At 64.5% G+C, this 21,192-nt stretch carries 18 protein-coding genes; 5 read left to right on the top strand and 13 right to left on the bottom strand.

Features of this window, described 5'->3' with window-relative positions; all coding sequences use genetic code 11:
• Positions 1-43: 43 nt before the first annotated feature.
• Together LPA36_RS16755 and LPA36_RS16750 are read right to left on the bottom strand one after the other, a co-directional pair.
• Positions 44-535 (bottom strand): response regulator, encoded by a 492-nt coding sequence (locus tag LPA36_RS16755; protein ID WP_228878740.1) that lies wholly within the window; start codon positions 533-535, stop codon positions 44-46.
• Positions 536-595: 60 nt separating this feature from the next.
• Positions 596-2,206, bottom strand: a complete 1,611-nt coding sequence (locus tag LPA36_RS16750; RefSeq protein ID WP_228878871.1) for a sensor histidine kinase — start codon at positions 2,204-2,206, stop codon at positions 596-598.
• A gap of 440 nt (positions 2,207-2,646) precedes the next feature.
• Here LPA36_RS16750 and LPA36_RS16745 point away from each other — a divergent pair, with 440 nt between their 5' ends.
• Positions 2,647-3,144 (top strand): hypothetical protein, encoded by a 498-nt coding sequence (locus LPA36_RS16745; protein ID WP_228878737.1) that lies wholly within the window; start codon positions 2,647-2,649, stop codon positions 3,142-3,144.
• A gap of 105 nt (positions 3,145-3,249) precedes the next feature.
• On the opposite strand, the gene LPA36_RS16740 is transcribed toward LPA36_RS16745, so the two are convergent.
• Entirely contained in the window at positions 3,250-5,697 is a 2,448-nt protein-coding gene (locus tag LPA36_RS16740) for an AsmA family protein (RefSeq protein WP_228878726.1), read from the bottom strand.
• A gap of 100 nt (positions 5,698-5,797) precedes the next feature.
• Here LPA36_RS16740 and LPA36_RS16735 point away from each other — a divergent pair, with 100 nt between their 5' ends.
• Complete coding sequence (locus tag LPA36_RS16735; protein WP_228878723.1) at positions 5,798-6,529, top strand: ABC transporter ATP-binding protein; 732 nt, start codon at positions 5,798-5,800, stop codon at positions 6,527-6,529.
• Positions 6,526-7,341: an ABC transporter permease gene (locus tag LPA36_RS16730; protein WP_228878716.1), complete on the top strand. Its 816-nt coding sequence runs from the start codon at positions 6,526-6,528 to the stop codon at positions 7,339-7,341. Before LPA36_RS16735 ends, LPA36_RS16730 begins: the two co-directional genes overlap by 4 nt.
• Positions 7,342-7,419: 78 nt before the next feature.
• On the opposite strand, the gene LPA36_RS16725 is transcribed toward LPA36_RS16730, so the two are convergent.
• Together LPA36_RS16725 and LPA36_RS16720 are read right to left on the bottom strand one after the other, a co-directional pair.
• Positions 7,420-7,968, bottom strand: coding sequence for a DUF6013 family protein (locus LPA36_RS16725; protein ID WP_228878713.1), 549 nt, complete (start codon positions 7,966-7,968; stop codon positions 7,420-7,422).
• Positions 7,969-8,167: 199 nt separating this feature from the next.
• Positions 8,168-9,199 carry a zinc-binding alcohol dehydrogenase family protein gene (locus tag LPA36_RS16720; RefSeq protein WP_228878710.1) on the bottom strand — a complete coding sequence of 344 codons (1,032 nt, stop codon included), beginning with the start codon at positions 9,197-9,199 and terminating at the stop codon, positions 8,168-8,170.
• A 174-nt stretch (positions 9,200-9,373) separates the two neighbouring features.
• Here LPA36_RS16720 and LPA36_RS16715 point away from each other — a divergent pair, with 174 nt between their 5' ends.
• Positions 9,374-10,312, top strand: coding sequence for a LysR family transcriptional regulator (locus LPA36_RS16715; RefSeq protein WP_228878708.1), 939 nt, complete (start codon positions 9,374-9,376; stop codon positions 10,310-10,312).
• On the opposite strand, the gene LPA36_RS16710 is transcribed toward LPA36_RS16715, so the two are convergent.
• From LPA36_RS16710 to LPA36_RS16695, 4 genes are all read right to left on the bottom strand, one after another.
• Complete coding sequence (locus tag LPA36_RS16710) at positions 10,309-10,638, bottom strand: hypothetical protein (RefSeq protein WP_228878700.1); 330 nt, start codon at positions 10,636-10,638, stop codon at positions 10,309-10,311. The two genes, LPA36_RS16715 and LPA36_RS16710, sit on opposite strands and share 4 nt — an antisense overlap.
• A gap of 52 nt (positions 10,639-10,690) precedes the next feature.
• Complete coding sequence (ligD, locus tag LPA36_RS16705) at positions 10,691-13,465, bottom strand: DNA ligase D (RefSeq protein WP_228878698.1); 2,775 nt, start codon at positions 13,463-13,465, stop codon at positions 10,691-10,693.
• A 54-nt stretch (positions 13,466-13,519) separates the two neighbouring features.
• Entirely contained in the window at positions 13,520-14,482 is a 963-nt protein-coding gene (ku, locus tag LPA36_RS16700; protein WP_228878696.1) for a non-homologous end joining protein Ku, read from the bottom strand.
• A gap of 184 nt (positions 14,483-14,666) precedes the next feature.
• Positions 14,667-15,893, bottom strand: a complete 1,227-nt coding sequence (locus LPA36_RS16695; protein WP_228878695.1) for a cytochrome P450 — start codon at positions 15,891-15,893, stop codon at positions 14,667-14,669.
• Positions 15,894-16,105: 212 nt separating this feature from the next.
• Here LPA36_RS16695 and serB point away from each other — a divergent pair, with 212 nt between their 5' ends.
• Positions 16,106-16,945, top strand: a complete 840-nt coding sequence (gene serB, locus LPA36_RS16690; protein WP_228878693.1) for a phosphoserine phosphatase SerB — start codon at positions 16,106-16,108, stop codon at positions 16,943-16,945.
• A gap of 84 nt (positions 16,946-17,029) precedes the next feature.
• Here the strand turns inward: serB and LPA36_RS16685 are convergent, their stop codons facing one another.
• From LPA36_RS16685 to LPA36_RS16670, 4 genes are all read right to left on the bottom strand, one after another.
• Positions 17,030-18,214: a cystathionine beta-lyase gene (locus tag LPA36_RS16685; protein ID WP_228878691.1), complete on the bottom strand. Its 1,185-nt coding sequence runs from the start codon at positions 18,212-18,214 to the stop codon at positions 17,030-17,032.
• Positions 18,215-18,343: 129 nt separating this feature from the next.
• On the bottom strand, positions 18,344-18,955 hold the full coding sequence (locus LPA36_RS16680) for a hypothetical protein (protein ID WP_407674292.1): 612 nt from the start codon (positions 18,953-18,955) through the stop codon (positions 18,344-18,346).
• Positions 18,956-18,994: 39 nt separating this feature from the next.
• Positions 18,995-20,179 carry a beta-ketothiolase BktB gene (bktB, locus tag LPA36_RS16675; protein WP_228878867.1) on the bottom strand — a complete coding sequence of 395 codons (1,185 nt, stop codon included), beginning with the start codon at positions 20,177-20,179 and terminating at the stop codon, positions 18,995-18,997.
• An 84-nt stretch (positions 20,180-20,263) separates the two neighbouring features.
• On the bottom strand, positions 20,264-21,190 hold the full coding sequence (locus LPA36_RS16670) for a sugar kinase (protein ID WP_228878690.1): 927 nt from the start codon (positions 21,188-21,190) through the stop codon (positions 20,264-20,266).
• Positions 21,191-21,192 lie beyond the last annotated feature (2 nt).

The following is a 21,192-nucleotide window of genomic DNA, read 5'->3' as shown; positions in this document are numbered from 1 at the left end:
GCCTTCGTTGTCCTGGCGAGACCGCAACGGCCGCTCGCGCGAATCATTGCGGCGGCTGTCGATGCACCATGCGATGGCCCGGCGGCAGCTTTACGACCTGAAGGAAAAACCCGAGCCGCCGTACCGCCTCGATAAAGGCATCATATTCGACCGGCTTCGAGATGTAGACGTTGCATCCGAGATCGTAGCAACGGCCGATTTCACGCGGATCGTCGGTTGTGGTCAGCACGATGACGGGCAACGCGGCCGTCGCAGGCGTTTCTTTCAGCCGGCGCAGCACCTCGAAACCGTCGACGCGCGGCATCTTCAGATCGAGCAGCACGACAGAGTTCGCGAGGTCGTCGCGTGGCGGCCGGCTGGTCGCCGTGCCTCCAGCCAGCGGCGCGCCGAAAAAGTAGTCGAGTGCTTCCTGGCCGTCGGCAAACCGCATGAAACCATTGGTCAGCCCGGCCCGGCGCAGGTTGCGCTCGACGAGCGTGGCGTGGCCGTCGTCATCCTCGATCAGAATGATGCCCACCGATTCGCCGTGTGCCATGTTTCCCTCCCGTAACGCCATCCATCCGTGACGCACCGTATGTGCGCGCACGGCGCTTCGTCATACGTTTCGCGCGGGCTGCTCGGGCAGCGAGACAAAGAACGTCGAGCCCACGCCTTCCGCGGATTCGACCCACACACGCCCGCCGTGACGCTCGACGATCCGTCGCACGAGTGCGAGGCCGATGCCTTCGCCTTTCACGATGTCGCCGTGCAGTCGCTGAAACGCGTGAAATACTTTCGACATGTAAGCCGACGGAATACCCAGCCCATTGTCGCGCACATAGTAGGTGCGCGTACGGCCATCGGGCAGCGGGGTCTCCGTGGCGTCGGGTTCGAGCGCGCCGACTTCGATCTGCCCCGGCCGCGCTGGATCCAGGTAGTTGAGCGCATTGCCGATCAGGTGGCTGAAGATCTGCTCGATCGCACCCGGATCGCCCCATACGGGCGGCAGTTCGCGCACCGTCACGACGGCGGCGCGTTCCCGTGCGGCGCCCTGCAGCGCGTCGACGGCCCGGGCCACCACGCGCCCGACGCTCACACGTTGGAGATGATATTCGAGCCGCCCGGCACGCGAGATCGTCAGCAACGCCTCGATGATGGCCGCAGCCCGCGTGACCGAGATACGCAAAAACTGCAGCGATTCACGCACGTTGCCATCGAGCACGGCGGCAAGCCGTTGCTGTTCGTGCGCGGGCAGGTTCGCCGATTCGACGGTTGAACGCAGTTCGTCGCACGAAACCTGCAGTTCCTTCGAGAAGCCCTGCAGGTTGACGAGCGGCGAGCGCAGATCGTGCGAGACGCTGTAGATGAACATCTCGTTGTCCTGCGTACCCTGGCGCAGTTCTTCGTTGACGTTCACCAGTTCGGCCGCGCGCGACTGCAGTTTCGCCTTGAGTGTCGCGTGTTCGCTCCCGGCCGCGCGCAGGCGCGCGCCGGTCTGGTGCAGGACAGCGTCGAGCGCTGAAATCTCGTCGTCGCCGGGGAGCGGTTGGGCCAGCGGCTCACCGTCGCCGAGGCGCCGGGCATTGTCCGTGAGCACGGCGACGCGGCGGCCAAAATGGCGCGCGACGACGAGCGCCGTCATCGCCCATATCAGCATCGAACCGACGATAGCGGCAATCAGCGTGAACTGCTGGCGTTTGCGGGTCTCCGCGAGCGCCGCCCGACGGGCCGCGTCGCGCGCGGTTTCCGCGGTGATCAGCGCGTCGAGACGGTCACGGAATACGGCGATCGGAGCGGGCACGTCGTCGCGCTCTGCGAGCGCGCGCGTGCTTGCATCGCGGTTGTCGCGCAAAGCCTCGCCGATCGCCGCCGTATGGGCGTGCCAGGTATCGAGCGCAGCGCGCATTTCCTGCACGCGCTGGCGCTCTGCCGGACTGTCGGCGACAAGCCGGTCGAGTTGTGCAAGCCGGCGGGCGAGATCGGCCGCGACCGCATTGCCACCGGCGAGCGACGGATCGCCTGTCACCAGCGCCGTGCGAACGCGCACCGCTTCGCCCAGCAACGGGTCCATCACGGAGGACGCGAGGTACAGGATCTGCCCGCTACCCACGACCGATTGCGCGGCAGCGGCCGTCTGCGCCTGCGTGTGGAAGACGGCGCCGAGCAGCGCCAGTTCAATGGCGCCCGGAATCGCGATCAGCAAAAAGCCTTTGGTGTACAGGTTCATGAATGTCCGGCAGTCCGTCGAGTCGCGGCAATGCGCCGCCGGGTGCTGCTTTCTGGCCGCGCCGCCGGCCGTGCTCTGGCAATACACCGGCGCGAGCGACACGGCTCGTTTCGCACGTCCGCGCACTGAAGATTAAGGGCCGGGCCATTATGACCTGATTTCGCAACGTCGCCACGCAATACGGCGACGGTTGCGCGAGGCTGGCCCATAAGTGCCAGCCCACATAAAAATGCCTTTTTTATGGGTGCCGGAGTCACCACCGCGGCGGCTGAGTCTATTATGGTGTTAGATGTTCGGAGATGCGAAAGCGCGCGGCGAGCAGATACGGCATGAATCGTGCGGGTGGAGTGATGCGGACGAACCGTCGAATCACCGTGAATCCGGCATCGTCGTATGCTATAAAAGATCGACGAGCGGCGCGCGAAGCCGGGAGTGGTCGCATGAGGACGCTGCGTTTTTTGCAATTCTTTTTCAGGCGAATTTTTATGTCCTTCCCGAAAAAGCGCAGGCGCGCGAAGGCGGACGGCGATGAGTCGTTCCTCGCGGTGCTGCGGCATTTCAAGCCGTTCGGCCAGCTCGATACCAAGATCGCGCGGGCCCGTGCGCAAGACGAACCCGTGCTCTACGCGCATGTCCTCCCCGGGCTCGACGTGCTGTTGTGCAGCGTACGCGGTGCACATCCTCCGTATCCGGAAGTCGCCGAACTGCGGCGCCGTTGTATCGAATCGATTGCGAATGCGCTGGAGCAGCCGCTCGACGGGCTCGAAAACGGCGGTTACTGGTACGAAGCAAACGGCTTCGGCTTTCTCGTGTTCGCAAGCCGTGCGCGTGCGCGCATCCTGCCCGAGTTCGGTGCAGCGAAGGCCGCCGCCGGTGCGCGCCGCGGTGTACGCAGACAGGACGCGGCCGGTGACGCCGCGCCACGCTCGCTGCGCTAGCGCTTCGGCTTGTTCCTTCTGACGGTCGTTATTTCAAAACGGCAGTGAGCAGCGCTCACTGCCGTTTTGCCTGTATGGGCGCCAGGACGTCGTGAAATGCGGTGCTCAACTCCCCTTGTATTCCGCCGCGCTGGCGGGCGACATCCGTGTCGCAGGCGCCGACGATGCGGGTGCGGACGGCACGGCGATATTCGCCCCATTGGCCTCCGAGGCTGCCGCATCCAAACCGCGCGGCGTCCTCATCTTCTGGCCGGCCGGGGGTGCGTCGGGACGCGCGCGCATCTGCGCGAGCAGGTCGTTGCACGGCAGCGCCTTGTTGTTGCTCGGCGCGATCAGCGGAATCAGCGCGGCGAACGGGTTGATCAACCCGAGACCGACCATCGCGCCGCCACGCACCGCCAGCGCCGTCGCGTTCACGCCGACGTGCGGATCCTTGAGAGTGCCCTTCACATAGAGCGGCGAGCGCAGCGAGAACACGCGGAAACCCTTCGTGTGGGGATGGATGTTGAGGTCCATCGACTCGTCCTTCAGATTGACGTTGCCGTCCATGTTGATGACGGCGTCGTCGGTATCGAGCGCGAACACCTTTGAGTCGAGCACGCCGTTCGTCACGATGAAATCCGCTGCCGCGCAGTTGATCTTCACATCGCGCTTGCCGAAGAGTTTTTCATACACGACGTTCGCCACGTTCAGCCCCGCCGCTTCCATGTACAGACGGCTCACGGTGCCGTCGGTGACGAGCGCTTTCACTTCGCCGTTCGACGTCGCCGCAAGCGCCGCGGGCGAATTGCCGGTTGCCGACAGCGCAGCGTCGCCGTTGACTTCGCCGAGCGCGGTTTGCATCGTCTTCACGGTAGGGAACAGTTGCTTCAGCTTCAGATGCCGGGCCTGCGATCCGACGCGTCCTTTGAGCGGCGTCGTACTGCCATCGAGGTTGATGTTCGAGTCGAGCGTGCCACCCGCCACGCCAAAGCGCAGCGGTTCCAGCGCGAGGACGCCGTCTTTCATCACGACGTGCGTGTAGAGATCAGTGATCGGCAAAGCCGGATCCTTGATGATGCGACGGCCCGTGAACTTCACGTCGGCATCGATCGCCTTCCAGCGATCCGTCTTGAATTCCTCGACCGGCAATGCTTTTGCGGACGGCTGGTCGGGCGCGGCGCCGCGCTTCGCCTTGCTCGCGTTGGAATCGGCACCGATGATCGGCGCGAGATCCGCGAACTGCAGCAGGTTCGACACCAGCACGCCTTCCAGCAGCGGACGCGGCTTCTGCGCGTAGTACGTCATCGAGCCGTTCAGATCGCTGCCGCCCACACGGCCTGTAAAATTTTCATACTTGAAGACGCCGCCCTCGGGTTTGAACTGCCCGATCAGGTGACCTTCGGTTGCGTACGGCGGTGTCTCGGGGAGTGTGACGCCCGTGAGCGGATAGAGGTGGGCCATGCTGACGCCCTGCAGCCACAGCCGCAGGTCGACGGCGGCCAGATGGACCGGATCGGTCACCGTGCCGACCACCGCGATCCGCGTATCGCCGACGCGCACATCCGCCTGAACGGGGAACGGCCGTGTCGTGTCCTGCACGGCAAGCACGCCGCCGACCTTCCCGCTGCCGGAAAGCGGCGCGGCGTTATAGGTGCCCTTGAGCGTCCAGCCGATGCCATACGTCGTCGCGGGCCGCGTCTGGCCGGCCGTGGCGGGCACGCTCGCGCCCGACGCAGACGCAATGACCGCCGCACTGGAAACAGCGGGAGACGTTGACGCGCCGGACGCCGTCGTCGTCACAGAAGCGCCCGATGCGCCCGCAGGTTCCGGAACCGCCGCAGATCCAGAAGACGCCTCCGACGCCGCAGAAGCCGCCGATGCGCTGGACGCCGCCTCAACCTGCTTCGCGAGCTTGCTGGCGCCCTGCTTGCCGACCACCTGTGCCGACGCATTACGCGACGCCTCTTCCTGCGCCTTCATTACGTCGCCGATCGGAATCGGCTCCCCTAGCGTATCGACGACCATCTGCACGTCGGCCTTCTTCTGCAGGTCGGAATACACGATATTGCCTTTTGCGAACTGGATATCGTGCAGTTCGAGTTTCCATTCCGACGGGCTCGACGATGACGCGATCTTGAACGTCCAGTTGTTGCGGCCGTCGAGGAGCCGCTCCAGATCGACAGAAGGATTCACGAGATTGATCGCGGGAATCACGATGTCGTGTGCGAGCAGCGGCAGAACCTTGACCTGGAAATCGATTTCATCGAGCGTCGCGAAGTGCGGCTGCTTCGTCCAGTCGGGATTGCCGACGGTGATGTGTTCGGCCGAAAAGCGCGGCCAGGGCACCCACGCGCGCCAGCTGGTTTCACCGACCGGATGACGCCAGCCCACCTTCAGATCGCCTTCGATCGCAAATGGACGGCCGATCGCCTCGCTGACCTTTTCGTTGATATACGGACGTGCGCGATTCCAGTCGAACGTCAGGATAAAAACCACCAGCGCCGCAATGAGCACGGCGAGCACCGCCAGCACCCAGGCGAAGATTTTTCCGGTCCGTCGCGATACCGCCATGAGGGTTCCCTTCCATTTTTCTTTATCGATCGCGCAGCACACACCGTGCCCGCCCTGCTCCGTCTATCATGATGCACCGCCACACGCCGCCCGAAACATCATGACGGACATTCCGATCGTAGAGGCCTTCGGCCTGACCCGCCGCGACGCGCAACGCGGCCAGGTGCTGCTTCAACCGACCTCGTTTTCGCTCGCCGCCGGCGACCGCGTCGCCATCACGGGTCCGTCGGGCTCCGGCAAGAGCGTATTTCTACGCGCGCTCGCCCTCCTCGATCCGCTCGATGCAGGTCGCATCGAATGGCATGGCAAGCCCGTATCGCGGATCACGATGACGCAATACCGGCGCAACATCGCGTATATCCGCCAGCGGCCGGCCGTTCTCGAAGGCACGGTCGAAGACAACCTGCGTTATCCGTACACGCTGGTCGCTTATCGCGACGTGCGGTTCGATCGTGAACGCGCGCTTTCGTTCGCGGAACAGGCGGGCCGTGGTCACGATTTCCTCGACAAGTCCGCCGGCGATCTGTCCGGCGGCGAGGCGCAGATCACGGCGCTCATCCGCGTCCTGCAACTCGCGCCCGAGGTGCTGCTGCTCGACGAGCCGACCGCATCGCTCGACCCCGAATCCTCGCACGCGATCGAGGCGCTTGTAGGGGCATGGCTCGCCTCAGGCGACGCAGCGCGCGCTTCGGTATGGGTATCGCACGATCCGGCCCAGGCGGCACGTGTAAGCGACCGTCACCTGACGATGCACGCGGGTGTGCTCAGCGAAGCCGCCCGGACCGCTGCGTTACCGGACCTGCAGGATGATCGCCGGGAGGGCGCGCAATGAGCCAGACTCTGCAGAACCTGAGCCTGTGGGACGTCGGCATCGCGGCGCTCCTGATCGTGGTGAACGGCGCGGTATCGGTCGCGCTGAAGCTCGATCTCGAACGCAAGCTCGCGTGGGCGGCCGTGCGCACGATCGTCCAGCTGCTCGCGATCGGTTACGTGCTCGGCTGGGTATTCGCGTACGCCCGCTGGTTCGTGGTGCTGCCGCTCATGATCCTGATGACGCTGATTGCCGGCTTCGCGGGCGCGCAGCGCGGGCTGCGCACCTACGCGGGTCAACGCGCGGACAGCATCGTGTCGATCTGGATCAGTTCGTGGCTCGTGGCGGCAGTCGGGCTTTTCGTCGTGATCCGCATTCATCCGTGGTACGAGCCGCAATATGCGATTCCGATTCTCGGGATGATTCTCGGCAATACATTGACGGGCGTCTCGCTTGGCATCGAACGCATGATGGAGGAGTTGACGGCGCGCCGCGATCGCGTCGACATGGCACTTGCGCTCGGCGCGACACGCTGGGAAGCGGCGCAGGGTCCGGCGCGCCAGGCCGTGCGCGCGGGGATGATTCCGACGCTCAACCAGATGGCTGTCGTCGGCGTGGTGAGCCTGCCTGGCATGATGACGGGCCAGGTGCTGGCGGGACAATCGCCGCTGCAGGCGGTACGCTATCAGATCGTGATCATGTTCCTGATCGCGGCCTCTTCAGCGCTTGGCACCGTGGGCGCCGTGCTGCTGACCTACCGGCGGCTCTTTTCCGCGGAACACCGGTTTCTCGCATCGCGCCTGCTCGACCGCCAGGTGCAGTCACGACGCTGACATCCCGCCATCGATCGGGCGACGGGATTTCAACGCCGTCTGCTTTCGCTCACGTCGGCGCGAAGCCGGATCAAGCGATCAACGCTTTGCCGTCACAACGACCTGGGTGCCGTCGCTGATCGTGATCGTCTTCGCGGTGCCGTTGGTCGGCATCGTGAAACGGACCACCTGGCTCACCGTCACGTCGTTCGGACACTTGAGCGTCTGTCCACCCGCCGTCACCGACTTCGTGCCCTTCGGCGCCTGTGCCTGGAAGTTCATCTGCACGGTGGCGGTGCCGTCACTGGCAACGACCGGCGCCAGGCGCACCTGGGTCTGACGGATCATCGCACCGTTCGCATCGAGCGGCAGCGACGCATAGTTCGGGCACTGGTCGGTGCCCGGCACGGGGCCGCCCGGCGGCACGGTCTTCCATGTGTAGTCATCCATCTGGCCGGAGCGGATCTGGCGTGTCTCCTGCGAGTTGCCAAACTGCTTCGACGTGACCTTGACCGTGTACTTGATCGGCCCGTCCATCGCCGATTGCGACGTGACCGTGATCGGCGTGGCGGCGTGCGACAGCGTCGCCAACCCGCACACCAGTGAAGCAGCAACAGAAACGGCGAAACACCTAAGGCTGGGACTCATATCGTCACCTCGTTGTTGTGCCGCTGCGCGCCCGTCGTGCGGCCACGCAGCCGTTGTTACGCGATGCCCACACAGTCTAGTCTACTGCCTCGTGGCCACGCGCGCGCTTCCGGCGAATCGGGTATTACCCCGCTTGCGGCAGCGCCGTTTCTGCTTTTGCGTTCCGTTCCGTTACGTGCGGTAGTCCGGCAATGTCGGGCTACCTCCCGTCACCTCGGAACCCGGTCAGTACCAGCTTGCCGATCGCGCGGCCTTCTTCGAGCAGTGCGTGCGCACGGCGCAGGTTCGCCGCGTTGATCGGTCCGAGGTTCTCGCCGAGCGTCGTGCGCAGCGTGCCGGCATCGATCAGGCGCCCCACTTCGGTCAGCAGTTTGTGCTGCTCGATCATGTCGGGCGTACCGAACATCGAACGCGTGAACATGAATTCCCAATGGAACGCCGCACTCTTTGCCTTCAGCAGTTCGACGGCGACTGGCGCACTGTTTTCCACGATCGTGCAGATGCCGCCTTGCGGCTTGATGACAGCGGCGGCCGCCGGAAAATGCCGGTCGGTGTCGTTGAAGATCAGCACGTAGTCAACCTGTTCGTGACCCAGCGCCTTCAGCTGCGCCGGGATGTCCTTGAAGTGATCGACGATATGATCCGCGCCGAGTTCGGTCGCCCACTTCGCCGATTCGGGCCGCGACGCGGTCGCGATCACCTTCAGCTTGCCGAGCTGCTTTGCGAGCTGGATGCCGATCGAACCCACGCCGCCCGCACCGCCGACAATCAGCACCGATCGTCCGCTGTCCCTGCCTTCCGGCGAAATGCCGAGGCGCGAGAAAAGTGCTTCCCACGCGGTGATCGCGGTCAGCGGCAAGGCAGCCGCATGCGAAAACTCGAGCGAGGCCGGCTTGCGTCCGACGATCCGTTCATCCACAAGGTGGTATTCGCTGTTCGCGCCCGGCCGCGTGATGCTGCCTGCATAGAACACCGGGTCGCCGACCTTGAAGAGCGTGACGTCGGGGCCGACAGCGGCCACCGTTCCGGCGGCATCCCAGCCGAGGATGCGCGGCGTGGCCTCGGTCTGATCCTTCGGCGCGCGGACCTTGGTGTCCACCGGATTCACGGAAATTGCTTCCACCTGGACGAGCAGATCGTGCCCGCGTGCTTCCGGCATGGCGATCTCAAGGTCGATGAGCGATTCGGGATTGTCGATGGGCAGATAACGATGAAGACCGACGGCTTTCATGGCGCACTCCTGGATTTACGGATGTCAGTTCGAAATGGGCGACCGGTGCGCCGCGACGGGCTCTTTCATGCCCTTGAACGGCGCTTTTCGATCGGGACTGATGGCATCGTAGGCCGTTCTTTCTTCTGCTAAAACCGTCATAATGACTGAAACATTTTCCTGATTTTCCGAATAATGACCCCTTCCCGACCGCTGCGAGAGCGTGAACGGCTCGATCTGCTTGATGTGGCGCTGTTCGTGCGCGCGGCGCTCCTCAGCAACGTTTCGGCGGCTGGACGCGAGTTTGGCCTTTCAGCCGCGGTGGCGAGCGCGCGGATCGCCAGTCTGGAACACGTGCTAGGCGCGCGACTCCTGCATCGCACCACGCGCCGCCTCAGTCTCACGCAGGACGGCGAAGCATTCATGACGCACGCGCAGACGCTGCTCGACGCGGCCGATACGGCGCGCGGCTCGGTCGGCAACGCGCAGTCGGGCCCGCAAGGCCGGTTGCGGGTGACGATGCCATCGTCGTTCGGTCGCCAGCACGTGTCGCCTGTGATGCCGGCGTTTCTGCGTCAATTTCCGGGCGTCAGCGTCGACCTGCGTTTGACCGACCAGATGATCGACCTGGTCGACGCCGGGATCGATGTCGCGATCAGGCTCGGTGCACTGAAGGATTCGTCGCTGGTGGCGCGCCGGCTTGCGGTGAACCATCGCGTGATCTGCTGCTCGCCCGCGTATCTGGAAGCGCACGGCGAGCCGCGCCATCCGTCCGACCTGGAGGACCACGAGTGCGTGATTCTCTCTGACCAGCGCGACTGGGGCTTCGTGACGCCGACTGGCCGGATCAACGTGCGCGTGAACGGCCGGTTCGCCACCGACAACGGCGAAGTGATCCGCGCCGCGCTGCTCGACGGCTTCGGCATCGCGCTCAAGTCGACGTGGGACGTCGCTGGGTACCTGCGCAGCGGCGAACTCGTGACGGTCCTCGACAGCTACCCGCTGGCAGAGACCGTCGCAATCTGGGCCGTGTACCCGACGCGTACCTTCGTGCCGCCGAAGACCCTCGCCTTCATCGACTTTCTCAGCGCGCATTTCGGCGATCCGCCGTACTGGGACCAGGCGCCGCGCTAGCGCTCAATGCCGTTCGCGCGGCCGCTCTTCGGCTTTGACGCCGAGTTCCGGTTTGCATTCGACTCGTTCTGCGTGCGTTGCTGGTACGCGTCGCCGCCACGCCGGTCGGTGTCTTCCAGACCGTGTTCGACATCGTGATGCGCCTGCTTGCCGACCCGATGCGGCTCCTGATCGTGATGGCCGCCAGGGTCCTGATCCGCTTCGTGCGGCAGCGGCACGTTGTCGTCGGTGGGCGGGCTCGCATGGCCCGTCGACGAGTCCTGCCCGCTTTTTCTGGACGTCTCGCGGCCATGGGCCGTCGTCGAAGGTTGGGGTGATGTTTTCATCGTCTTTCTCCAGTTCGGGTTCGTCACGTCTTCAGGCGGGCGACGCCTGGGCTCATACGGATCCGGCTTCGTCGAGCCGCTTTTTCATCGCGGCGGTGATGCGCTGACGTGTCTTCGCGTAACCGGCCCACGGGTCTGTCTTCAATGCGTCGAGCCGTTCGTGCAGGTTCGCGATGGTCCATTGATCGCCGGCCTGGGTCGCCGGCACCTCGTCCCACGCGAGCGGCACCGAGACGCCGAGCCCCGGCCGTGCGCGTGCGGAAAACGCCGCCACGGTGCTGGAGCCACGATTGTTGCGCAGATAGTCGACGAAGATTTTTTTCTTGCGGTTCTGCGCGCCCATCTTCGCGGCGAAATGCGTGGGCAGCGTCGTCGCCATGTGTTGCGCGATGGCCTGCGAAAACGCCTTCACTTCGTCCCAGCCGGCCTGTTTCGCGAGCGGCACGACAACATGAAAGCCCTTGCCGCCGCTCGTCTTGCAGAACGACGCGAGGCCGAGTTCCTCGAGTAGCGAACGCGTAAGCAACGCAGCTTCGATCATCTTGTCCCAGCCAAGCGACGGGTCAGGATCGAGATCGAACACCACGCGATCCGGCTTCTCGATGTTCGACGCCACCGCATTCCACGTATGCAGTTCGATCGTGCCCATCTGCGCGGCGCCGACGAGCGCCTCGACACTCTCGATCGTGATCAGCGGCGGATGCTCCGGATCGAGACCCGGATGCTGCGTCACGTTGGGGATCGAGAGCTTCTGGCTGTGCTTCTGGAAGAACAGTTCGCCGCCGATATCCTCTGGCGCGCGCACGAGCGAAACGGGACGGTCCTCCAGGTGCGGCAGCATCCAGCGCGCCACCGATTCGTAGTAGCGCACGAGATCGATCTTCCGCGTGCCGGTGCTTTTGTCGATCACGCGGTCCGGATGCGAGACGCGCACGCCCGCAACCGATGTTTCGCCGGCTTTCGCAGCAGCACTTTTTGTCGCGCGTTTAGTGGTCGGCTTTGCGGGCGCTGTTCCCGCGGCTAACTCGCTGCCGGTCTGCCTTGCGGCGCGCTTTTTCGGCGTGGACGCGGAAGAGACGGCTTCACCTGATGACTGTTCCACTTCGGCTCCTTTGCGCGGCGCTTCCCTGACGATCTGCCGCGCTGGCTTGTCGCGACGCAGACTGACGAACGACGCCTGCCGCACGATCCGCTCGCTGGTCCATTCCGCGAAATTGCATTCGGCGACGAGTTCCGGCCTGACCCAGTGCACCGGCGTGCGACTGCGTTCGCGCGGCGCATTCGCGAACGGCATCCGCTGCGTTTCGAGCGCGTCGAGTTCTTTCTTCACCGAACGCAACGTTGCCGCATCGAAACCCGTACCGACGCGCCCCGCGTATTGCAGCTTGCCGTGCGCGTCGTAGACGCCCAGCAGCAGCGCGCCAAAAGCCGCACGACTGCCAGCCGGTCCCGTATAACCACCGACCACGAACTCCTGACGCCGCCGGCACTTCAGCTTGACCCACGACGACGTGCGCCCCGCGCCATAGAGACTGTCGCGACGTTTGCCGATGATGCCTTCGAGCGCCATGTCGCATGCGCTTTTGAGCAGCGCGTCCGCGCTGAAACCGAAGTCGTCCGAATAACGCAGCACGTTGTGCTTCAACGGTTCCAGCAACGCCTTGAGAATCGCGCGACGCTGCACGAGCGGCACGCCCCGCAGGTCGTAGCCGTTCAGAAACGGCACGTCGAAGAAATAGACCGTGATGTCCTGCGCGCGGTTGGCGTCGAACGCGTTCTGCAGAAGCTGGAAGCTTGGCACGTCGTTGTTGTCGAGCACGACGGCTTCGCCATCGAGCCACGCCGATTCGATGTCGAGTTTCGCGAGCGCGTCGGCCTGCTGGCGAAATTTTGATGTCCAGTCATTGCCCGCACGGGTGAATATCTTCACCGGCGCCTCCCTGTTCGCGCGATGATCGATGCGCGCGAGCACACGATAGCCGTCGAACTTGATCTCGTAGAGCCACTCGTCGCCAGGCGGTGCGGTGTCGACGAGCGTCGCGAGTTGCGGCTTGAGGCTCGCTGGCAGCGTCGCTTTTTTTGCACCTTCGATAGCGGGGGTCGCTGCGAGTTCACGTAGCGATTTCGCGCTGCGCGTCGCGACGATGTCCGTCTTCTTCGAACTGGCCGCAGCCGAAAGTTTTTTCGCGACCGCTTTTTTTGTCGCTGGCGTTTTCTTCTTCGATGCGCCGCGTCTGTTCACGTCGAGCACGCTGCCCGGCATTTTCTTCAGCACATCGTAGGCGCTTTCGTCGCGTGCTTCTACGTCACGTTCCTTGATGAGCAGCCACTGCTCCTTGTCGCCGGAGCCGCGCATGTGGCTACGCACAAGCGTCCAGCCGCCGCGCAGCTTTTCGCCATGCAGTTCGAACTTGAGCTTGCCTGCCTTGTACGCCTCGCGCGCGTGCGCTTCGCCTTCCGCTGGCTCCCACGTGCCGCGATCCCAGACGATCACGTCGCCTGCACCGTAGTTGCCTTCCGGGATCGTGCCTTCGAACGAGCCGTATTCCAGCGGATGATCTTCGACGTGCACCGCAAGGCGCTTCACCGACGGATCGAGACTCGGCCCCTTCGGTACAGCCCACGACAGCAGCGCGCCGTCGAGTTCGAGACGGAAGTCGTAATGAAGCCGGCGCGCATCGTGTTCCTGAATTACGTATGAAAGTGCATGCGTGCGCCTCTGCGTCGACGTCTTCGCCGAGGCGCGCTTTTTCGCCGGCACGCCGGACGGTTCTGGCGTTTCATCGAAGCGGCGTTTGCGCGTATAGGTGTCGAGTCTGTCGGTCATGATCGTCGTAGCTGCGAGCGGATGCGTGGAAAGCAGGCGCGCGTACACGCTTCGTCATGCCGCGCGACGCCGGCGCGGTGGCGCGTTCTTCGGGCCGTCGCCGCTGCCTGCGCGGCGCGTGGCCGTGGGTCCCTTTTTCCGCGACGCGGCGCGCTTGACGGGCACTTCGACCTCCTCTTCGTCCGCTTCTTCTCTCGAGGCGCGCGATGCGGGCTTGCCCTTGCCGCGCCTCAGACTGCGCTTCAGCAGATCGGACAGGTCGAGAATGTCGGCAGAGCGATGCGGATGTGCGTCTTCCTCGACCTCGGTAATTTCCTCGGTCTTGCCCGCGCGCACCTTTTTGTCGACGAGCGCCATGATGTCGTCGCGGAACGTGTCGTGATACGCGGACGGGTCCCACGCATCACTCATGTCATCGATGAGTTTCTTCGCCATGTCGAGCTCGCGCGTGCTCACGCCCGACGCCTTCACGCCTTCCGATGGCAACTTGAGTTCATCGAACGGGCGCACTTCGTCGGCCCAGCGCAGCGTGTTGAGCGCGAGCACCGGCCCCACGGGAATCAGCGCGGCAAGATGCTGTTTGTTGTGCAGCACGACGTTCGCGACGCCAATCTTGCCCGACGATTTCATCGCTTCGCGCAGCAACGCGTAGACCTTTTCGCCCTTGCGATCGGGCGCAAGGTAGTACGGCGTGTCGAGATACAGAAACGAAATATCGGGCGCATCGACGAACGCGAGGATGTCGACCGTCTGCGTCGATTCCGGGTTGGCCGAGCGGATCTCCGCATCGGAGAGCACGACGTACTGTCCCTTCTCGTATTCGAAGCCGCGTACGATGTGCTCGCGTGTGACTTCCTTGCCGGTGCGCTTGTTGATCTGCCGGTAGCCGATCGGATCGATCGTCCGCTTGTCGAGCAGGTTGAAACCGACTTTTTCGGACTTCGTGGCCGGATACAGTTGCACCGGAACATGCACGAGTCCGAAGCTGATCGCGCCCTTCCAGATCATGTGTGCCATCGTGCGCTCCTCGAAGCCTGGAACTGGAGCGAAGCACCAAGCGTGCCACGCGGCAACAAACGCTGTAGCCGCCACGCGCGCCGTGCCCCGGCGTTTCAGGCACCCGCAAGCGCCGCGTGAAGAAGCTGTAAGTCTTGCGTTGCGCCGGAAAAAGATGCGGACTTCAGCGCGCTTCCATGTGGCACTAGCGCACCTGGCAGGGCACTTTTGCGTAGCCGCGAAAACGCACGCGTCCGCCTCTCACTGGTTCGCCGCTCAGCCGGTACGCCGGAAAACGCTGCACAAAACGGCCTATCGCGATGCGCGCTTCGAGTCGCGCGAGCGACAGTCCCGCGCACTGGTGGATGCCGAAGCCGAACGCGAGATGCCGGTTCGGTTCACGCCGTATGTCGAACCGCTCCGGGTTCGCGAACTGTTCCGGGTCGCGATTCGCGGCGCCGATGCACAACGTGACCGGCGTGCCCGACGCGACCGCGACACCGCCGATTTCTGTATCGACCGTCGTCATACGATTGCCCAGCTGGTTCGAACTTTCGAAGCGCAGGCATTCTTCCACCGCGCTCGCAATCAGCTCCGGTTCGCGTTGCAGCGCCGCGCGTTCGTCAGGCCATTCGCTGAGCGTGACGATGCCGTTGCCGATCAGGTTCGTCGTCGTCTCATGACCTGCATTGAGAATGAAGATGCAGTTTTGCAGCAACTCAGCCTCTGAAAGACGCTCGCCATCCGTTTCGCCTTGAATCAGGCGTGTCAGCACGTCGTGTTGCGGATCGCCCGGCGTGCGACGACGCGCGGCGACGAGTCCCTTCAGATAGCTCACGAAATCCGTCACTGCGCGATTGCCGCGTTCGAGTTGCGCTTCGGTCGGCACGGGTTCGAGCGCGCCAAGAATCGCGAGCGACCACGCGCGCAACGGCTCGCGCTCCTCGTGTGGCACGTCGAGCAGATTGCCGATGACCTCGACCGGAATCGCCGACGCAAACGCATCGATCAGATCGATCTCGCCGCGTTCGGCGGTCGCATCCAGCAGAGCGTCGACAAGCCGGATCAGACCTGGCTCCATCGCCGCGATCGCGCGCGCGGTCAGCGCGCCCGCGATCAGCTTGCGTACGCGCGTATGCAGCGGCGGGTCGTTGAAGACGAGGCTCGTCGTGTGATGTTCGTACAACGGCGATGCGCCATATTTCGGCCGGAACTCGACCGTCTTGTCGGAGCTGAACGTCTTCGGATCGCGATAAACCGCCTGCACGTCGCGATAGCGCGTGAGGAAGATCGACCCGTCCGGCATGCGCCTGACCGGCTCATGCGTGCGCAGCGCGCGATAGACGGGATACGGGTCGGCATGGAACGCGGGCGTCAGGTGACGCAGGTTGAAACCGCGGGCAAGTGCGCGTTCGTCGCTGTCTGGGAGCATGGCAGGTCTCCGGCTGTCGTTGTTTGCGTCCGTCTGTGTTTGCGCCCGGTGTGCGTTGCCGGCGTGCTGCGCGGGCATGCCGTCGGTCGGGCGAGTATGCAGCACCGCGCGTGCGCCCTCCGAAAGCGCGCACGCCGAACCGTTACAATAGCCGGATTTCCCGCGCGTGCGCGCCCGACCGTTACCCGCCTTCCGCCCCAACCTGCGTCGTCATGAACCTCGTCATCCAAAGCCTTGCGCCGATCGCCGAAACGCATTTCAAACCGCTCGTCGCGCTTGCGCGCGGTACGCGCCTGACACCGCTCGACACCCACACGCTTCGGATCGAAGCGGCGAACCCGTCGCAGCGCGCCGATCTCGACGTCTACTGCGGAACGCACCAGCTCGACTACGCGTTTGTCGAACCGGGTCGCGCGCTGCGCGATTTCGGCCTCGTCGCGATGGACATGGATTCGACGCTCATCACGATCGAATGCATCGACGAAATCGCGGATTTCTGCGGACTCAAGGCAGAGGTCGCGGCGATCACCGAGGCGTCGATGCGCGGCGAAATCAAGGACTTCAACGAAAGCCTGACGCGGCGGGTCGCGCTGCTCGAAGGGCTCGACGCAGGTGCGCTCGAACGGGTGTACGAAGAGCGGCTCCGGCTTTCGCCGGGTGCTGAGCAGATGCTCGCAGGCGCGCAAGCGGCCGGCCTGAAAACGCTGCTGGTTTCCGGCGGCTTCACGTTCTTCACCGAAAAACTGAGGTCGCGTCTCGGGCTCGATTTCACCCGCGCGAACACGCTCGAAATCGTGGACGGCAAGTTGACCGGGCGTGTGACGGGCGAAATCGTCAACGCCGATGTCAAGGCGCGCACATTGCGCGAAACCTGCGCGCAGCTCGGCATCGAGCCAACGCGTGCCATCGCGATGGGCGACGGTTCGAACGATCTGAAGATGATGGCCGAAGCGGGTCTTTCCGTGGCCTTTCGCGCGAAGCCGGTGGTGCGCGAAGCGGCGAGCGTGGCGTTTAACTTCGTCGGGCTCGATGGCCTCTTGCGCCTCTTCTGATCCACACATTGCGAAGCGCGTAAAACGCAAAACGCCACCTCGAAAGGTGGCGTTTCTCCTTGCGGCGAACCGGTGCGACAGCGCTCAGGCGAGCGCCGCAAGACGCTGCTCGATATCCGCGCGCAGATCGGCCTCTTCCTCCAGCCCGATATAGAACCGCACCAGCGTGCCGCGATGCGGCCATTGCGCCTCGGTACGCATCGATGCGATGTCGTACGGCATCGCGAGACTGTGCGCGCCGCCCCAGCTCCAGCCGAGCGAGAACAGCTCCAGCGACTCGCAGAACGTATCGATCTGCGCCGCACTGTACTTGCCGTCGAAGACGACTGAAAACAGGCCGCCCGCACCGGTGAAGTCGCGCTCGTAGAATTCGTGGCCCGGGCAATCCGGCAACGCGGGATGCAGGACCGCCGCGATCTCCGGACGCGTCTTCAGCCACTTCGCGAGCGCGAGCGCACTGCGGTCGTGCTGCTCGAAGCGGATCTTCATGCTCGGCAGGCTGCGCAGAATCAGCGAGCAGTCGTCCGACGACACGCCGATCCCCATGCGCATGCGCGCCGCCTTCAGCTTCAGATGCAGTTCGCGGTCGGCGGTAATTGTCGCGCCCATCAGCACGTCGCCGCCGCCCGACTGATACTTCGTCAACGCCTGCACGGAGATGTCGACGCCCTGCTCGAACGGACGGAACGCGAGACCGGCCGACCACGTGTTGTCGATCGCAGTCACGACGTTGCGCGCGCGCGCCACGGTCGTGATGGCGCGCACGTCGGGCACTTCCATCGTCACGGAGCCCGGCGCTTCGAGCCAGATCAGCCGCGTATTGGGCTGGATCAGGTCAGCGATGCCGGCGCCCACCATCGGGTCGTAGTAACGCGCGGTGATACCAAAATCGCGCGCGAGCCAGTCGCCGTGATCGCGGTTCGGCGAATAGACGTTATCGGGAATCAGCACATCGTCCCCCGCTTTCACGAGGCCGAAGTACACATTCGAAATCGACGACAGCCCCGACGGCTGCAACAGCGCATGATTGCCGCCTTCGAGCGCGGCGAGCCGCTGCGCGAGGACGAGCGACGTCGGCGTCGCATGCAGGCCGTAGCGCCACTGCGCGTCGTTGCGCCAGTCGAGCGCGCGCATCGCGGCGAGATCGGGAAACACCACCGTCGACGCGCGCGTGACCGGTACGGCAAACGATTCGAAGCCGGGTGTAAGGTCGTCTTCCGCGCGCACGATACGGGTCTGCAGGCCGCGTCTGGAGGGAGTGTCAGTCATGGTGAATCCGGTCAGATAAGAACGTGGTTAATCGTGTTGCAAGGGCTGCGCATGCATGTTGCGCGGGTGCATCGGACAGCTTGCGCCGGCATGCGCTCCCGCTGCAACGCGCACGCCCGGCGGCGTCGGTCAGTCGCCCGTCGTGACGTTGCTCACGCCGCCCACCGGATGTCCGCCCGATGCAGGCGCGGACGTCTCAGCCGGCGCCTTTGCGGCGACCGGCGGGGGCACCGGCTGGCCCGCCGCCAGCGGACCAAGATCGAACGGCTGCGGATCGGAGTCGTCGACGTTCATCCGCTCACCGGCGAGCGTGCCGTCAGGGGCGAACTTGCCAACCCAGTTGCCGGTGATATGCGTGCCGTCGTTCGATTCCTCGACTTCAAGCGTATCGCCGTCGCGATCGCCGGCAATCAGGATCACCGCGCCGTTATCGGTGAACTGATATTCGCCGTGCACGCCCGAAGGATCGTCGGATTTCGGGCCGAGTCGCAGCACGATCTGCCGGTTGCCGAGCATGCCCACGTAGCGCGGAAACTTCGCGAATTCGCGGCTCGGTTTTAGCGGCAGCTCGATGGGCGGCGGCGCGGCCAGTTCCTTCACCGCGTCGCTCTGTGCGTGCGCGGGCATGGACAGCATGGCGAGCGCCACCACACACGCGCCGCACAGCATGGACAGCGCCACCGCGCCGTCCATCAGGCTGCGCCACGCCCTGCGATGCTTCATCGGCTTCGTTTGTTGCATCCGTTCGTTCCTTCGTTCGTGCTCACGCGTTGCAGCCCGTCAGATGCGCTCGAAGATCGCCGCGATGCCCTGACCGCCGCCGATGCACATCGTCACGAGCGCATAACGACCGCCGGTGCGTTGCAGTTCGTAAAGCGCCTTCACGGTGATCAGTGCGCCGGTTGCGCCGATCGGGTGGCCGAGCGAAATGCCCGAGCCGTTCGGATTGACCTTCGCCGGATCGAGCCCGAGTTCCTTGCTGACGGCGCACGCCTGGGCGGCGAACGCTTCGTTCGCCTCGATCACATCGAGGTCGGCAACCGTCAGGCCCGCGCGCTCCAGCACCTTGCGCGTGGCCGGCACCGGACCGATACCCATGTACGCCGGATCGACGCCCGCGTGCGCGTAGGCGACGAGGCGCGCAAGCGGCTTCGCGCCGCGCTTCTCGGCTTCGCCGCGCTCCATCAGCACGACTGCTGCTGCGGCATCGTTGATACCCGACGCGTTGCCGGCGGTAACCGAGCCGTTTTCCCTCGCGAATACCGGCTTCAGTTTCGAGAAATCTTCAGGCGATGCGTTCAGCCGCACGTGCTCGTCGGTATCGAATACGGTATCGCCCTTTTTCGACGGAATCGTGATCGGGAGAATCTGGTCCTTGAAGTAACCGTTCTGGATTGCATGGGCCGCGCGGCGATGCGATTCGAGCGCGAGCGCGTCCTGTGTGTCACGCGAAATGTCGTACTTCTTCGCGACGTTTTCGGCGGTCACGCCCATGTGGATCGACTGGAACGGATCGTTCAGCGCGCCGAGCATCATGTCGACGAGACGGGCGTCGCCCATGCGTTGACCGAAGCGCGCGGCCGGCATCATGTACGGCGCACGGCTCATGTTTTCGGCGCCACCGGCAATCGCGATGTCCGAGTCGCCGAGCAGAATGCCCTGCGCGGCCGAGACGATCGCCTGCAGGCCCGAACCGCACAGGCGGTTCACGGTGAGCGCCGGCGCGTGCTGCGCAACGCCGCCGTTGATCGCCGCGACGCGCGCGAGATACATGTCTTTCGGCTCGGTATGAACGACGTTGCCGAACACAACATGGCCGACGTCCTCACCTGAAACGTTCGCGCGTGCCAGCACTTCGTGCACCACGCGTGCGCCCAGATCCGTTGGCGAGAAATCCTTCAGGCTGCCACCAAAGTCGCCAATGGCCGTACGTACTGCACTCACTACTACGACTTCGCGTTCCATCATCTGCTCCTCTCTTCTTGAATGATCTGGATGGCGACGTGCGAGCCGGCTGCCCGGATACCCGACACGCGCCCGTATCGTGTTCTAGCCGGCGAGCAGCGCCTCGACAGCCTCGCGCCGTGGAATCGGCGCCACTGCACCAAAGCCCTGCGTCGACAGCGCCGCTGCCGCGTTCGCATACCGCGCGGCTTCGAACGGGTCGTCGCCCGCGACGATGCGCGCGATAAATGCGCCGCCGTAGCAGTCGCCGGCGCCGGTTGCATCGACCGCCTTCACGACGCGGCCCGGCACGACGCGGCGTTCGTCCGGCGTCGCCACGTAAGAGCCTTCCTTGCCGAGTTTCAGCGCAACGACGCGCGGACCCTGGGCCAGCAGAAAGTCGACGATCTCATCGCGGCCCGTGAGGCCCGTGAGGTCGGTGACGTCGTCCCAGCTTGGCAGGCAGATGTCCGTCTGGCGGATCGCTTCGAGCATTACCGCGCGCGCCCGCGCGAGCGGCCACAGCTTCAGACGCAGGTTCGTATCGAAACTCACGGCCACGCCGTTTGCGCGGGCATGGCCGATCGCAGCGAACGCGGCATCGCACGCGCTCACGCTGATCGCGAGACTGATACCCGACAGATGAATGACCTTCGCGGCCGCGATGGCATCGAGCGGCAGGTCGCGCGGCGCATAGCGGCTCGCGGCCGAACCGGCGCGCAGATAGTCGAACTGGTGACCGGCCGGGCCGTGTGAGACGAAATAGACGCCCGTGGGCGCGCCGCCGTCGACGCGCACCATCGACGTATCGACGTTTTCAGTCTTCCACAGGTCGACGAGGAGGCGCCCGAAGTGATCGTCGCCGACTGCCGATACGAAACCGGTACGCGCGCCCTGGCGCGAAGCCGCGATGCAGAAGTTCGACGTATCGCCGCCAAAGCCCTGCAGGTAGTCCGGCTGGTCTTTCGACGACTGGTTGAATTCGACCATCGCCTCGCCCAGCGCGAGAATCCCGGGAAACGCTGCGCTCATGG

Source organism: Paraburkholderia saeva (genome assembly GCF_907164555.1).
Lineage (GTDB): Bacteria > Pseudomonadota > Gammaproteobacteria > Burkholderiales > Burkholderiaceae > Paraburkholderia > Paraburkholderia saeva.
Note: the sequence above shows the minus strand (reverse complement) of the source record. Positions and strands in the feature narration are given on the sequence as shown.

Bases quoted from the DNA above. Each gene is read 5' to 3' on its own strand.
- LPA36_RS16745 (WP_228878737.1), top strand. From the start codon at position 2,647: ATGAGGACGCTGCGTTTTTTGCAATTCTTTTTCAGGCGAATTTTTATG.
- LPA36_RS16725 (WP_228878713.1), bottom strand. From the start codon at position 7,968: ATGAGTCCCAGCCTTAGGTGTTTCGCCGTTTCTGTTGCTGCTTCACTG.
- bktB (WP_228878867.1), bottom strand. From the start codon at position 20,179: ATGGAACGCGAAGTCGTAGTAGTGAGTGCAGTACGTACGGCCATTGGC.
- LPA36_RS16730 (WP_228878716.1), top strand. From the start codon at position 6,526: ATGAGCCAGACTCTGCAGAACCTGAGCCTGTGGGACGTCGGCATCGCG.
- LPA36_RS16670 (WP_228878690.1), bottom strand. From the start codon at position 21,190: ATGAGCGCAGCGTTTCCCGGGATTCTCGCGCTGGGCGAGGCGATGGTC.
- LPA36_RS16720 (WP_228878710.1), bottom strand. From the start codon at position 9,199: ATGAAAGCCGTCGGTCTTCATCGTTATCTGCCCATCGACAATCCCGAA.
- serB (WP_228878693.1), top strand. From the start codon at position 16,106: ATGAACCTCGTCATCCAAAGCCTTGCGCCGATCGCCGAAACGCATTTC.
- LPA36_RS16750 (WP_228878871.1), bottom strand. From the start codon at position 2,206: ATGAACCTGTACACCAAAGGCTTTTTGCTGATCGCGATTCCGGGCGCC.
- LPA36_RS16755 (WP_228878740.1), bottom strand. From the start codon at position 535: ATGGCACACGGCGAATCGGTGGGCATCATTCTGATCGAGGATGACGAC.
- LPA36_RS16715 (WP_228878708.1), top strand. From the start codon at position 9,374: ATGACCCCTTCCCGACCGCTGCGAGAGCGTGAACGGCTCGATCTGCTT.
- LPA36_RS16710 (WP_228878700.1), bottom strand. From the start codon at position 10,638: ATGAAAACATCACCCCAACCTTCGACGACGGCCCATGGCCGCGAGACG.
- LPA36_RS16695 (WP_228878695.1), bottom strand. From the start codon at position 15,893: ATGCTCCCAGACAGCGACGAACGCGCACTTGCCCGCGGTTTCAACCTG.
- ku (WP_228878696.1), bottom strand. From the start codon at position 14,482: ATGGCACACATGATCTGGAAGGGCGCGATCAGCTTCGGACTCGTGCAT.
- LPA36_RS16735 (WP_228878723.1), top strand. From the start codon at position 5,798: ATGACGGACATTCCGATCGTAGAGGCCTTCGGCCTGACCCGCCGCGAC.
- LPA36_RS16685 (WP_228878691.1), bottom strand. From the start codon at position 18,214: ATGACTGACACTCCCTCCAGACGCGGCCTGCAGACCCGTATCGTGCGC.
- ligD (WP_228878698.1), bottom strand. From the start codon at position 13,465: ATGACCGACAGACTCGACACCTATACGCGCAAACGCCGCTTCGATGAA.
- LPA36_RS16680 (WP_407674292.1), bottom strand. From the start codon at position 18,955: ATGCAACAAACGAAGCCGATGAAGCATCGCAGGGCGTGGCGCAGCCTG.
- LPA36_RS16740 (WP_228878726.1), bottom strand. From the start codon at position 5,697: ATGGCGGTATCGCGACGGACCGGAAAAATCTTCGCCTGGGTGCTGGCG.